This is a genomic window from Paraburkholderia heleia NBRC 101817 (assembly GCF_000739775.1).
Taxonomy (GTDB): domain Bacteria; phylum Pseudomonadota; class Gammaproteobacteria; order Burkholderiales; family Burkholderiaceae; genus Paraburkholderia; species Paraburkholderia heleia.
The window spans coordinates 1-14,695 of sequence record NZ_BBJH01000071.1 but is presented as its reverse complement, the minus strand read 5'-3'; the positions used below and the strand labels follow the sequence as shown (position 1 = coordinate 14,695).

Here is a 14,695-nt window from a genome sequence, read left to right as displayed (position 1 = left end):
AACGCGGTGACGTGTATTTGCGAACGCTGCTGATTCACGGCGCGCGATCGGTCATCGTGAGCGCAAGACATCTGCCGGAGCGTTTGCGCCAGATGCTGTCCAGGCGTCCAACGAACGTCGTTGCTGTTGCGCTCGCCAACAAGATGGCGCGAACAATCTGGGCGCTGCTGGCATATGGTCGAACGTACGAGGCAGTGCCAGCGCAGTGATAACGGCTCAAAACCAGTAGCCTCATTCACGGTTGCACAGGTGTATTGAACGATGGCAAGACAGGTTGGACCGCGCAAAGGCAAGCCTGAGACGTTTCCCGGACCTCGAGTCCGCCTTTTAGATTAGGACCTTTGCGGCGAAATCCATCGGGGCCGGCGGGCATGCCCGCGATCGAGGCCATGTATAAGTCCGCAACCACCCTTCTCGCCACGCACAATCACCTTGCAAATGGGAGGCGACCATATAAGAAATGTCCGATTCCTGCCCTGGTTGACGCGTACGTTCGCGTGAGGCGTCGACCAGCGACGATGACGATACGCGAAGTCGTCAAGTTGGCAACGCCCAAAAAAATCAGTATGCCGTTTGATGTTTTTTGAACCGTTTCTTTAGCGAATTGACGGGAAACAGTTATCAACGTGTGCGCACGACGCTGTTAGCTGCGTCGGCTTTCGACACATAGACGACCATCGAAGCGTCATTCTCCTTGACATAAGACTGGCCGGTCTTGCTCTTCATTTCCGCCGTAAGCGAGATCCATGATCCCGAGCGCACGACGAACACCTGCATGTCGTCCATCTCCGCTTTCGGCAGGAAAATGTAGCCGCCTCCTGCAAGTTGCAGCAAATCCGCGCGCGCGATTAGCTTCCCCTCCTCTTCATTGAAGACCTTGCCTTCGTCGCCGTTCAGCGGCAACTCTCGCGCCCTCAATTCGAACGAGTCCATCTCTTCCTTATTCAATTCGAACTGGACGTTACGCGGATTTTTCGTCCGAACATGAACGACGAGCAATTTCAAATCGTCGTGGTACGGAAGAACTTCGGCAGACAAGTTGATGTTCCCTTGCCAAAGCTCATCCTGACCATATACGAAATGAAAATACAACCACAGGCAAGCGATCAAGACTAACATCAGCGTAGCCACCCTGACGAAGAAGTCCGCTATCGCAAGTCGTCTCATAGGCTTACCTCGGAAAGGATTCAGAACCTGAACGACGCCGACACAAATCTAACCTCTTTGACACAGACGAACGACCCGACACATCACTTCAACTTGAGATCCAAATTCTCGTGACAGACCAAATCTCATTGTTTAGAAATCACACCGCGTTACGCTCCGGTCGACGCGCTCGCACCTGCTCGGTCATTTTCCGCAACTGGTCGCGTATAGCCGTGGACTGCAACTCCAACTCCTCGGACCACGAGTCCGATTCACGGGCGAGCAGCCTGAGCTCCTGGCATTGCTCGTAAAGCTCCGAAGGCCCGAGCACCGCGAGCCCACCGGCCAGGCTATGAAGGCACTCGCGCAGATGACCTAGTGCGCGCCCTTCCAAAATATTCTCAAACTGCTCGAGGTGGCGATCCGTCTGCTGCAAAAACGCGGCCGTATAGGAGAGCGGCACGCTCGGAAATTCCGGCATGGCATACTCTTCGGCTTCCTGCGCATCGGCATCCGCGCGATTGCGCTTCCATGTGGAGGCCAGCATCTCGAGCTTGTCGAGCGGAACTGGCTTCGTCAGATAATCAGTAAACCCCCGCGAATACCCCTCCGCAATGTCTTCTGGGCGGGCGCTCGCACTGACTGCGTACACGGGCAATCTCATGCCTCGTCTACGCAATTCGCCGAGAAGCTGATAGCCGTCCATGACCGGCATGTCGATATCGGTAAGCACAACGTCGACATGCTCCTTCTCTACCAGAGCTAGCGCCTCCTCGCCGTTACGGGCAACCAGGACGCGCACACCAAGCGTGGTGAGCTGGTCGTGCAACAGACTGCGATTAAGCACGTTGTCCTCGGCGATCAGCGCGATCGTTTGCGATTCAGTGTCCACGCGCGCGACCTCGTTCGTATCCGCTGCCGTGCACTCACGTGCAAGCATCTCCGCCGCGGCTCTCAGCCCGGTCAGGCTATGTATCGATACCTCGACGCCTTCGCCTGCTCGACGACGAGGCACTAGCGGCCCGTCGTCCGTTGCCCACAGAACGGCGTGCGCCTCGCCCAGGCAGAGCCGAACTTCGTCTGCCGAAATCTCGTCCGTAGCAATCACAAGATCGTGGTCGCGCGCGGAGGTAATGTCGGTGCACACCGCAGCAGTCGCGATCACTGTCAGCGCGGGGTCAAACAGATAGCTCAGGCGTTCGATATTCTCCTGCGCCCGAGCAAGCAACAGCGGCCGATGGTAAGGCAGCGGACCGGGCTGCACAGCGGGCCGGGCATTTGAGACTTCGAGCGGCAATTTCACCGTTATGCGCGTCCCGACGCCAACTGTGCTGTCCAGCGAGATTTGCCCGTTCATCAGATCGCACAGGCGCGCGCAGATCGAGAGGCCCAACCCCGTTCCCCGCGCCTTGGCAAGCCGGTGGTTGTCGCCCTGCATGAACGGCTGGAAGAGGCGGCGTTTTAGTTCCTCCGTGACACCGATGCCGGAATCGATCACGCTGATTTCGAGCTGACTGTCACGCCATGCGACACGCAGCACGATCTTGCCCGACGGCGTGAACTTCACCGCGTTGCCGAGCAGGTTGTTGACGATCTGGGAGAGACGAATCGGATCCAGTCGAAGTCGGGGGGGAATGTTCCGTTCGAACACGGTATAAAAGCGCAGCCCCTGTTGCCGCGCAAGCGGCGCGTGCGAAAGCGCCAGGCGGTCAAGCAAATCTACCGGGTCGGCCCACTCCTCCATCAGCGTCAATTCACCGACATCGATCTTGGAGAAGTCGAGCACGTCATTCACGACCTGCAGCAGTCCCATAGCCGAACTCTGCATAGCCCAGACGCGCGCGCGCTGTTCCGGTGCGAGTTGCCCGCGAGCGACCAGCTCGATATTCCCCACGAGCGAAGCGAGCGGCGTGCGAATTTCGTGGCTCATTGACGCGAAGAACGCGACTTTCGCCCTGGCCGCGGCTTCGCTCGTCAATTTAGCCTCTCTGAGTAACGTTTCCGCCTGGTAGCGCGCCGTCATGTCGTTGATTGCGCAAAAAAACACCTCGCGATTATCCAGTTTCGCCGGCGCTCCCGTGACTTCGACGTGCACCGGCGGCTGACCCTCTGTCGCCAACGCGCACGTGAACTGCCAAATACGATCGCTTGCCCCTTCCCCGCGGCTTTCCGCCAACGTCTTTTCGAACGAGTCCCGCAATCCGGCAGGTAAATGACGATCCGCGATACGCAATCCAAGCAGGGCTCGAGTGAGCGGGTTCGCAACGACGATTTCCAGCGATGGCCGGCTGACGATGCAAAGCCCAACTGGCGTCGCGTGGACCAACAGATGGTTGAGTATCTCACTATCGAGTGCGCGCGATACTTCGGAATAAATACGCGTCAGGAATTTGTAATTCCAGTAGCGAAACGCCACGCCGAGCATCACGATGAGCAAAAGCGTCATGCCCCCAATCAGCCAGAGATCCAAACGGATCGCGCGCAATTGCAGGCTGAGCGGCAACAGATAAAGCATGTGCCCAACGCTCGCGAAGAACGGCGGACGACGCAGTGCCCAACCGAAACCGGAAACCCAGTGATAGAGCCCGTCTTGCCGGGCATAAAGTGCGTCATCGATCTTGCGAATCTGGTCGAGCCGCCCCGTCTCGGACAAGGCCGTACCATCCACATCGATCAGGACCGGCTGCTGAACCAACCCGCGCCGCTCAACCGGCAAAACGAGGTTGCGCACGTCGATGCTTGTCATCACAATTGCATGGACACGATCGCCCGCCATGACGACTGAAGCACCCATCAGCCGCGCCACCCCGTCCGCCGAGGTTGGGGGCACGGCAATCCACAAAATCTGCTGTTTGCGCGCCGCGTAGAGCGGGTCCACGCCCCGCTGCCTGAAACGGTCCAGTACGGCATGCGCGAAACCAGCCGGCGTGGTCGCACCTAGCAGGCGCGCCGCCTCCGCAGGAAACAAATGACCCACCGCGGCACTTCCGTCGGCGAGCACCATTGCCATGCTGGGCGTCTGCACGGAATTACTGAACACCTGCGCAGAGTAATTGCAGCTCTCTCGCAGAATAACGTTGTCTGAATCATGTGAAAACAACGGAGTGCAAACGTTCGGCGGCGGGACTGGGGACACCGGCAAGGCGCTGCTCATGTGCATTTGAAGGACAAGACTTGCTGTAGTCAGCATCACGCGCCGCTGCAACAAGATATCGGTCACATTATTTTCATGCGTGCGTGCCGCCTGCTCCTCCTGGCGAAATGTACCCTGAAATAGACCGACTACGCTCATCGCAGCGATGCCAAGTACTACACACGCCAGCAACGCAATGACGATCGCAAAGACACTGCGCTCGCGTTTGAGATTGGATTCGAGTGAATAGAGCTTTCTGAGCGGCGATTCGCCAAGTTCATTGATCAAGCGCTGCATCAGATCAGCCCCTGCTCCCGCGCGCAGTTCACGAGATCCATGTTATTGTCCACATTGAGCTTGCGCATTGCCGAGCGCTTTTGCGTCGCAATCGTTCCCAACGTACGATTCTGTCGCTTCGCAATATCGGTCAACGACAGACCACTGCAAAACATCCGCACAACTTCGAGTTCCTTTTGCGAAAGCATCTGAAAGTCGGCGATCTCATTTTTCGTTGTGCTGGATTCAGCAAGCCGTTTTTCGACGCTTGGCGACATACATGGACGCACGCCCCCCGCCATGACACGCTGGCAAACACGCCCGAGTTCGGCCATTTCTTCATCCTTGCCAATCAGGCCAGCCACGCCGACGCGACACAACTGCGTAAGCACGCCCGGATTCGTCACCATGGTGAACACGACTATTGGGATATGCTCATGCTGTCGCCGCAATTGCGTAATCAGACGAAGACCGTCGTGGTGGTCGTCGTGTTGCATGGAGAAGTCGGTCACGATCAGCGACACAGGCTGACTGCCGAGGGCGCCAAGCAGACCCCGCCCTGAGGTTTCCTGAATCGCAACCTCATAGCCGAGCGTCGACTCCAGGCAATCCTTCACGGCAAGCAGAATAATGGGATGATCGTCGGCAATGGCCACACGAATCCGCTGAAGGTCTTTTGACATTCCGACTCCCGAGGTTTACGCAAGTGCGACTCGAAACATAGCATCAGAGGACTAAGGCGCTTCGTCGGCCTGACCGAACGGGCGCCGCGAACTCACGCTTGGACATAGTCAGGCGGCGTCGCGAATTGCAGACCCGCTTGAACGATATTCGGAGTCGACGCGCGCAACTGGCTCTCATGGACGTCGGCGAACCTCACCCGTTCGCGCAAACATTGGATACGGACCGGCCGACGCTGTGCCCGCCAGGAAGCGCTCCAAACCCATCGTCATGAGTGTAACCAAACAACTACACACTTGTGCAGTCCATCACACCTTCGAGAAGGACGGTTCTCAAACATTTTCGACAAAATCTTCATCGGAGGCGCTGCGCCCCGCCAACAGCATTGCGCCTTTTACGTCGCGCCGGGAACATGCGCCCTGCCTGGAGCCGTCATCGATGCGCCGCAATCTTGATATGGGGACAGGTCGTATTGTAGCAACGCACCAGGAAGCCGCGTCCGTCGCCGGTCCTATACGAGCACCGAACACGAATCACGTCACGTAGACGCATGATGCGCAAGGCTTCTGCGGCCGGATTACTTGCGTCCGCGGCACAGCCACCGATGCTCGCACAACCATCGCCGCCAAAATCAGCCGATCGATTGCGTCCCCTCCTCGCTATCGCACCCAACGCGAAAGCGGAGAAAAAAATTACAATCATTCCGCTCAACTGGATCAAGCTAAATGTCATGGTAGACCACCTCCTGAATACATCCACGTACAAGGTCAATTGCGGAGGCGCATGCCAAGGCAATCAGTTACTGGATGGCGCACTAAATAGTGTGTAAATTTGAACACGCTAATACAATGTCTAGAGTATGGTGATTAATCGTATCGAAGCCTTTCTGATTAAATAGAATTCCTCGGTTATCGAGCGGTATGAATCGAATTTTTCACGGAGGGCGGCGTGAGGAAAATTGCACTGCCTTGATCGGACGGCGCCTGGCTTTCCGAAACCTCGCCTGGACATGCTGCTGCAATACCTGGAGTATGAGGAGCGATCGGCCCGATGCCTATCTAATTAAATAGAATTACACGATAGATGTGAATCCCGGTCTTTTCCACCTTGACAGTAACAGACGGAGCGTAACGGATAACAAATCGGTATCCTTATCAATTTTATGCAGATCATGTATTGATCAACTTGATAACGCCAAACTGATCACTGATATGAAAATGTGATCGTTGCCAGCGCTTCGACGCTTCCCGCAGTCGTTGTTGCCGCTGTCTGCACGTATCGCACCGTGAACGGAATGTTGTATGCCGTCGACGGCGAACTCGCACTTCCACCCACGTACCACTGGTTCGTGTTGCCTGGGTAAGAGGAATCCGGGCCAAACGATACCGGGGAGGTCGAGCCATTGGCATAGATCTGTACGCCAACTCCTGCCGCACTTGTTGTTGCTGGAGATAATGTCAGATAGTTGCCGGTGTTGCCCGGCGTTGTCGCATCCGTCATTGTGGCGTAGAGCGCAATACCGGCTGGACAGCTCAACTGCATATTGAAGGAGTTCGCTGCAGACGGACTCGATCCAACGCCATGAAAATTACCCACCGAAACCGTTGGCAGGGTAACGACCTGGTTTTGCCCCGCCGTCACCATACAGCTTTGTGCAGTGACCGTCACCGTCGCTCCGGAGATACTTAGGGTGGCAACGGAGCCTGTGAGCGAAGTGCCAGCGGCGTCTGATGTCGCCTTGAGCGACGCGACGATCTGGGCCGGGATGCTATACGTCCCCGCCCTAAGTGGGCCGGTCGCGACGAGCAGTGCTCGCGTATTGAAGCCAAGGCTGCCCCAGGCAGATCCCGTCCAGACCTGGGACCAGGCTGCGGTGAGGGGCTTGAAGGTGCTCGTGCCTGCGTCGGCGATGCCTACTACTACGCCGATATTGGGCACCCCGGTCGGGTAGACTGAATACGACTGACCGGAGCTGGAATCTGTATAGGTCACCCTCGCAACCGCACTCTGGGACGCCATCGCCCATGTGTAGCCGCTGAAGTAGTCCAATGCGCTGCCGCTCCAGACAGTGGCCGTCGTTGTGGACGTCCAGTTCCCAATGGCTGTCCCGGCGTGGTTCTGATCGGCATTGCCATTATTGAATGTCCGTGATCCCAACGTGCTGATGGTCATGTTGTTTGTGGTCCATGCGGCACTTGCGACATCGGGAAGCACGAGCAGGACGACCGCACTGAACGCGATCGTCAGCCCTCCTGCAAATCGCTTGATCAATTCCATTACTGAATACATTTCCCTCTCCGGATTATTGTCACGCTCTTCTCCAGAAAATCTCTGCCTGAATGACTTGCCGACATGCCGCCTCCCCTTCATCTCAGCGGCTGGGAGCTGGAACTCGCCTGCGTTGCCGGCAAGCCCGGTCTGCCAGCGGCACGGCAGATCGCATCCACATTTGCCCAGGTCGCAGCCTTGGTGTTCTTCGCGTCGGCAAGCTCGTACTCGAGACGGCACATCTGGTGGGGCTCGCTACCCCACTGAACCACCAGTTCTCCGGTGGCCGCCTTCAGACCGCGAACGATCGCATGCCCACCCTGTGCGACGGTGCCTACGCTCTGGCCAGATTCATCACGCACGTCCGCGCCGAAAGGCACGGGCTCGCTGCCGTCTACCGTCACGTTGAATATCACTGAGCGTCCCGGATTGGCGGTCTCGAAATGCGTCACGACGACCGCACCGGCAGTCGGCACGGCCTGCTGCGACGTCGACTTGAATTCGACGCTAACCGGTAACCCCTTGGGATCGATACCGATCTCGTTGCGGGAGAAAGGCGTAAGGCCCGGCACCAGTGCGTGTCCCCACCGGTCGATACGCACGCCGCTCTGGGTGGTGACGCGGGCGCCACCGGCGTCCTTCGCCTCGACGACCGCCATCGTGTCGCCCGTCAACGGCGAGGTCGCGATGCCGCCGCGATAGGCAACAACGCTGCCCGACAAACCTGCACCGTACTGCGTGTAGCCGCTACCGGTCGACACGTTGGCCGTGACCGCTGCGACTGGCGAGCGGTAAGCCACATTGGCGCCGCCTGTCGCGCTGCCCGTTGTCCCGCTGTTGCTGTAGCCGGTACTAATGCCGTAGTTGAATGCGCTGTCCTCGCCCAGCGAGCCGGAAACCATCGTCTGGACGTTTTCTCCACCGCTCGAGCTTCGCTGCATGTTCGTGGAAAGCACGGGTGAGCGCGGTTTCGTACCGAGCGGGATGGATGCCGTTACCATCACGCGGTTGTCCCAGCGCCCGGATGTCAGATCGTATTGACGGCCAAACATCACGCCATAGCTGATTCTGCGGAACGTGTTGTTATAACCCGCCGAGAATTGCGCTTCAGCGCCTTTCTTATCCCAGTAGTTCTGCCCGGTACCACTGAAATAAAACGATCCCCAGCCCTCGGGTAACGTCTGGTTCAATGTAATCTGCAGACTGTTTCGTTGCCGGGCACCCGCCACACCGCCATTTTGTGAATAGCCGGTTGAGCGGGTAGCAATTGCGTCGGCCAGTCCAAGATAGCCACCGCTGGAATACTGATACGCGGCCACGGACACGTTGGTATCCGTCGGGGCAAAATATTTGCTGTAGCTGATCCGCAGACTCTGGCCGCTGCGCGTAGAGTGATCACCGAGTGTCGTACGGGCGTGGGCGATATCGATACCGAACGCGCCCAACGGCGTGTTGAGCGCCGTCCCAGCCATGACAGCAACGTAGCCTGTCGTGTGGGCTACACCGCCATAGCCTGTGATCAGGTTCGTGAAGCCGTGCTGCACTGTCGCCTGAAAAAGCAGTGGGTGGCTGCCCACCAGTGCGCTGCGATATTGGCCCGCCGTCACGTTGTAACGCGTGAGGCCCGGACGCAACGCGTTGGGCGCGGCCGCGTAAGGCACGAGCGTGGTCGACTTCGTACCATCTGCCTCGGTCACGACAACCTGGAGATTTCCTCCATAGCCGGTCGGATAGAGATCGTCGATTTCAAACGGGCCTGGCGCGACGTTGGTTTCGTAGAGGACGTTGCCGTTCTGCAGAACCTGAACCAGTGCGTTGCTTCGCGCAACACCGCGAACGACAGGTGCGTAGCCGCGCTGCGACTCGGGATACATGCGATCGTCGCTCGCCAGTGACATTCCCCGGAAGCCCACACTGTCGAACATCGCGCCATCGGTAAAAGCGTCGCCTACTGTGAACTGGCTCTTGAGCGGGACGATCGTGCGCTGCAACGACGTTTGTACCGCCTGATAGGTGGTGCCCGCGCGAGTGCTGCTGTTCAGATTGCCGGTATGCCGGAAACGCCACGGGCCGACATTCAGACCGACGGTCAAACCGAGGTAGGCTTGGGTGTTCGCGCCAAAGCTGCCGCTGTTGCGATAAAAGTTGCTGTTGTACTGCACGAGTGCCGACGTTACACCGTCGTCCCAGAACTGCGGGTCGACGTAACCGCGCGCGCGACGATTCAATATGGCCTGCGGAATGCTCAAATCAAGACGCTGCTCGCCGTTGTCAAACGTGGCGGTCGCATCGTTCACGAGTTGCGGCAACGTCACGCACAGCTCGCTGTTGTGATTGGCCTTTTCGAGCAGTTCGAGGGCCGACGCCGGGAGTTTGCCCAGATCGATGCCGGCATGTTCAAGCAGCTCACGATCCATGCACGTTTCCACACGCCCGGATTGCGCCTGCTTCAGGCTGATCCTGATCCGCCCCACCCAGGTCTCGTTGACATAGGTGTCAGCAAGGTAGTCCCCCGGGAGAGCGACGTTTTCCTTGCTGAATTGCGTCAAGTCGATACCCGTATTTCCGAGCTGGCGCAGGAACACGCTGTTGAACGTTACCACCCCGCCACCCGGTTCCGCCGCGGCGGCCCCCACTGCTGCAAAGCAGGCGAGAACCACCACGCACAGAGGGCGAAGCTTCAGCTTGTAGTGCGTTCGTGATTGACACCGCCTCATACCACTCACTCGTTTCGATAGACAAACCCTCCTCCCGGCAAGCCGTCGCGGCCTGCCAGCGAGATGGGGTTAGCACATTAAATTTCCGGGGATCTGCGTATTTACTTCAGCGAGGCGTCCCCCTTTGCAAGGCCGCCGTAGTCGTTGATGAACTCGTAGCGCACCGTGGCTGACCCGGAAATGGCACGCGCACCGGTCAAGGGGAACTGCCGTGTTTCGCCCGGCGCCAACATGCCGCCGTCGGTGAATGAAGCGGTCTCACGCCCGTCCGAGACGTCGAGCCTTGAAAACGACACGTTGTATGCACTGGGGTTATACGCACGCAAACTGGATGAGCCGTTCGATTGAGTCATGTGCCAGGTAATCCCGGCGGGTGCCTGCTCCGGCGATCCGGGCAGATCCGCGGGACGATAGAAGAGCTTGATACGCGTGCGAAACGCGAACTGCAAACGATTGGCATCCTGTTCTTTTGCCACTGGCGGAATTTCCAGCACATTCAACCAATAGACCGACTCCCGATCCTTGATTTCCGGCGCACCCATGTGGACGATGCGAAGTGTTTGCCCCTTACCGGGATCAATTCGCGATACGGGGGGCGTTACGATGAAAGGCACCTTGATCGACGATGGTTCCGCCTTCGGGTCACCTTTGTCGATCCAGACCTGAACGAGCCCCGGCGACCCGCCCTGATTGGTCAGCTTGACCGTCACCTCCGGGTCATCCTGGTTGTAGATGACCCGCGTTCCCACCACAACGACGGACGCGTGAGCATAAGACGCAAGAACGCACGCCGCTGCAATGAAGCCGTTGCGGAGCAGACTTTGAACCCTCAGTACTGCGCGCATGATTTTGACCCTGGGCCGGAGACAACGAAGGGGGGAGAAATCAGGGCTGCAAGGGAAGCTCCGGTCTTCCACCTGCAGCCAGGAGACATCACTGATAGGACATCGTGTACATCACGCTCGAATTCGCGGAACCGGCTCCCGCGGCACCTGTCGCCACGTACTGCGCGTAGTAGCTGAGTTGAGCGGATCCATCAGAGATCGACGCAGGCGCCGAGTTCTGTTGCGCATCGGGCTGATTCAATGCAATGACTGAGGCATCGCCGCCATTGAGCAACTGGATTTCCACATTGCTCGCCCCGCCCGCGTTCAGTGTCAGGTTGCCGGTACTGGCATTGATGGTCGAGCCTTGTTCGAAGAACGCATGGACGGTACCAGTGCTCGTGCTGCAGCCGGTGAGGGAAATCGTAAACGGCGTGCGGCCCGCAGTGGCACCTGCCGTTTGAAGTGTCGCTGCAGCGACCGTCGGCAACGCGACAGTAAAGTCAGGTGCGCCACCGTTGATCGTGCACGTCTGGGAAGTCACACTGCCCGTGATGGTAATCGTCCCATCGGCCGCATGAGCCCCCATTACGACAGACCCCAGAAGAGCAGCAGCCACGAGAGGCCGCATGATTTGCTTCATGATTTGCTCCATATGAACAAGAGTTAGAATTACTGGATCAATACGCCACCGCAAAAATACCGATGAATCTCGGGATTTTTATTCAATGCAAAAATCAATAACAAGTCATTGTTAATAATATGAAAATTTAAGTATCTCGAATATCATATTCACTCGGATATTATCTATTTTCGTTAGGTTGCTGCGAGATTGTTTTAATTATCTCGAATCTCGCCGGCGTTAAATATCTAATAACTTAGAATAACGAGTGCGGCTTTATGTCACTCCGCAGTCGCAGGAATTCGTGTGACTCCGACCACGATGGCCTTGCCAGGATCGGGCGTGATCGTCCAGATCAATGAACGCGCCAAGGACGGGCGACTGGCCAAGCTGCCACGTCTAGAAACGTGGCAGTGAACGTTGAAGAAGCGGCGCTTGAATCCACGTGATAACCGAAATGGATCACTCAGGAATTCGTCGATCGCGCTTGTGACGTCGAGCGCGGGGCCATACGACGGCTTACGAATTGGGCTGCCAGCGCAACAGGAATTCCGTGATGGCATGGGCAGACAGTGGGCGGGATATCAGGTATCCCTGTGCGTAGTCGCAGCCGAAATCCTGGGTGATTTCAAGATCGGCACAGGTTTCCACACCTTCAGCAGTGACGACCAGTCCAAGACGCTTGCCAAGCAGTACGCACGCTTCGAGTGCTGCACGTACGTGCGGATCCGAACCTGCATTTCGCACGAAGGCTCGATCAACCTTGAGCTCAGTGAACGAGATCTGGATAAGACGAAGCAATGTGTTGTATCCCGTACCGAAGTCGTCTGCAGCGAATCTGAAACCGTGCGCACACAACGCTTCGACACCGCGGATGAGGGCGGTGAGGTCGCAGGCCTGCTCGGTCTCGACAATTTCGAGCACGATGCGTGAGGGGTCACCCCCGCCTTCGCGAACGCACTCCAGCAAATGGTTACGCACGTCACGGCGCTCTATTAGCGTCGCCGTCAGGTTGACGGCGATGTCGAGAGTATGTCCTTCGGAATGCAAACGGCGTTGCGTGGCCACTGCCTGAGAGAGTATTTCGATGGTCAAATCCTCCAGGGAGTCAGCCGTGGCTCCGCGCAACAGTTCACACGGAGAAAGTGGACCTCGCGCGGGGTCGATCACACGTGCCAACGCCTCCAGCCCGACAACCCGACCGGTAGCCATGTCGATTTTCGGCTGGTACCACGCAGCCACCGGATACTGGCCGAGCCGATGAGAGACTCCATTCCCGGAGACCGGGTTGCGCCCGGATGCCCGGCTTCCCGGTTGGAACACCCCCTGACTGTCGGCGGTCTGTCCCGTGCGCAGGGCGTCCTCGCTGTTGAGAACTCCTCGCCACAGACGCAAGGAAGACGGCAGATTGTCGCTGCCGGTGTACGTGCGGCCATCGAGCGTAGAAAACTGATCTCCTTCCTTGGCTTTCGAACTCATGCCACCCCTCAAATTGCCTGTGGTAATGCACGTACGTTATAAGTCCGAGTCATCAAAATCCATCTAATAAATTCGAAACTTCAGGAGATGATGAGTGCCCTTGCAGCGCCGGATGGCGCTGGCGCCCATACCTTCCATGGAATTCGTTCATCAAGATAACTATCCTTATCGAAATAGATCGTTTTACGATCGAAACTATCTACTCAAAAAACGCGCCACAAACGGCTATTGCATCGGCTCGGCTTCTCCCATTCCACGCGCGACTCGCGCACTGCGTGGGGAAACGAGCGCGCACACGCTTTCGGACATCGAGCTTTGCGAGCAACGAGGCAGGACGTTTTATGCAGTCGCGGGATCACTGGAATCGCGTCTACGCGACAAATACACCGACCCGCGTAAGCTGGTTTCAGGAGCACGCGCCCCGGTCGGCGGCGCTTATTCGTCAGGCGGGGTTGTCGAAGGAGGCGGCCATCATCGACGTGGGCGGCGCGGCCTCGACATTGGTCGACGACCTCGTGGTGGACGACTATTGCAACGTCAAGGTGCTGGACCAGGAGCATCGCACGCCGGGTGGCGCCACGCAGAAGTTTATCTACTGCATGTGCCGTAAAGAGACTTCGTCAACGTGCTTGTCGTCAATGCGCGGCGTTTCAGGGTGCGAATGCGAGTGCCGCGTCTTCGGGAAGATTTTCGAGCGCGCGGCTACCGTCACGCAGCGCTTCGTTCTCGCCATTGAAGGTCGTTTCGCTGTATGCGATGAGCTTGAAGCCGCTACCCGCGCTGCGAGGGATGGTGATGCCCCAATGCCACCCTCCTTCCTGCTCGAAAACGTGCAGCTTCGGGGATGCATGCAATGTGGTAGATCGATTCGTCATGTCACGCCCTCCTTTGCGAATGCGTCGAGGCAGCCGGCAGACGTTAGTCAGTGTAGGCATCATTTTGCTGCGGCGCAATAAATATTGACGTTGAGTTGCGATGCTACGTCATAGGAGGTCGTCGTCCGGCAACAAAGCGAAACAGGCCGCAACGAGAAGCAACAAGCGGAAACAAAAGTAAACAGGTATGCGGCAGCGCAGCGTGGTGCCGCAATCCTGCCGTCATGCGCTCGCCTCCCCAAAGGGGCGCGGGCAGGCCCGCCGGGTTCGCGATATCCTGCGCGCGATGCGCGAAAGTTTGCGCTCCCCATTTCCCTTTGCGCCCCGCGAGCCTGAACTGCCCGATGTATTGCGGCGAGGTGAAACGCGAGCTGCGCGACGACGGCAGGTACGGGTTTTGGCGGACGTAAAAAATGGCAGGAGGGCGCACCACGCCCTGCCTGCCACAAGCCGCATCGTCGAGTGGCGCGAACGCGCCGACCGATGCTTACATGTTCGGATAATTCGGACCGCCACCGCCTTCCGGCGTGACCCACACGATGTTCTGCGTCGGGTCCTTGATATCGCAGGTCTTGCAGTGCACGCAGTTCTGCGCGTTGATCTGCAGACGGTCGCTGCCGTCCTCGTGCTTCATGAACTCGTACACCGCGGCCGGGCAGAAGCGCGCTTCGGGG

General features: G+C 57.9%; 10 protein-coding genes and 1 pseudogene. 1 reads left to right on the top strand and 10 read right to left on the bottom strand.

Annotated features, from left to right (window positions below):
* Positions 1-209: pseudogene (locus tag BHE01S_RS37510) on the top strand (IS110 family transposase); the annotation flags it as partial.
* A gap of 412 nt (positions 210-621) precedes the next feature.
* Here BHE01S_RS37510 and BHE01S_RS35215 read toward each other — a convergent pair.
* The 10 genes from BHE01S_RS35215 to BHE01S_RS35170 all read right to left on the bottom strand — a co-directional run.
* Complete coding sequence (locus tag BHE01S_RS35215; RefSeq protein WP_042272992.1) at positions 622-1,167, bottom strand: hypothetical protein; 546 nt, start codon at positions 1,165-1,167, stop codon at positions 622-624.
* A 139-nt stretch (positions 1,168-1,306) separates the two neighbouring features.
* On the bottom strand, positions 1,307-4,576 hold the full coding sequence (locus BHE01S_RS35210; protein WP_042272990.1) for a hybrid sensor histidine kinase/response regulator: 3,270 nt from the start codon (positions 4,574-4,576) through the stop codon (positions 1,307-1,309).
* Complete coding sequence (locus tag BHE01S_RS35205; RefSeq protein WP_042272988.1) at positions 4,576-5,238, bottom strand: response regulator transcription factor; 663 nt, start codon at positions 5,236-5,238, stop codon at positions 4,576-4,578. Before BHE01S_RS35205 ends, BHE01S_RS35210 begins: the two co-directional genes overlap by 1 nt.
* Before the next feature lie 1,201 nt (positions 5,239-6,439).
* The gene (locus tag BHE01S_RS37505; protein ID WP_167337738.1) at positions 6,440-7,525 is read right to left on the bottom strand and encodes a fimbrial protein; all 1,086 of its coding nucleotides are present in this window, start codon (positions 7,523-7,525) and stop codon (positions 6,440-6,442) included.
* Positions 7,526-7,602: 77 nt separating this feature from the next.
* On the bottom strand, positions 7,603-10,167 hold the full coding sequence (locus tag BHE01S_RS35195; RefSeq protein WP_245639957.1) for a fimbria/pilus outer membrane usher protein: 2,565 nt from the start codon (positions 10,165-10,167) through the stop codon (positions 7,603-7,605).
* Between the two features lie 155 nt (positions 10,168-10,322).
* A complete protein-coding gene (locus tag BHE01S_RS35190; protein WP_042272982.1) occupies positions 10,323-11,066 on the bottom strand; it encodes a fimbria/pilus periplasmic chaperone in 744 nt (247 codons plus the stop codon).
* Between the two features lie 88 nt (positions 11,067-11,154).
* Positions 11,155-11,688: a fimbrial protein gene (locus BHE01S_RS35185; RefSeq protein ID WP_042272996.1), complete on the bottom strand. Its 534-nt coding sequence runs from the start codon at positions 11,686-11,688 to the stop codon at positions 11,155-11,157.
* A gap of 498 nt (positions 11,689-12,186) precedes the next feature.
* Positions 12,187-13,146 carry an EAL domain-containing protein gene (locus BHE01S_RS35180; RefSeq protein ID WP_052406250.1) on the bottom strand — a complete coding sequence of 320 codons (960 nt, stop codon included), beginning with the start codon at positions 13,144-13,146 and terminating at the stop codon, positions 12,187-12,189.
* A 650-nt stretch (positions 13,147-13,796) separates the two neighbouring features.
* A complete protein-coding gene (locus BHE01S_RS35175) occupies positions 13,797-14,021 on the bottom strand; it encodes a hypothetical protein (RefSeq protein ID WP_042272981.1) in 225 nt (74 codons plus the stop codon).
* 487 nt (positions 14,022-14,508) lie between these two features.
* Positions 14,509-14,695 (bottom strand): 4Fe-4S dicluster domain-containing protein (locus BHE01S_RS35170; protein ID WP_042272980.1); only part of this gene is annotated, 187 nt, incomplete at its 5' end.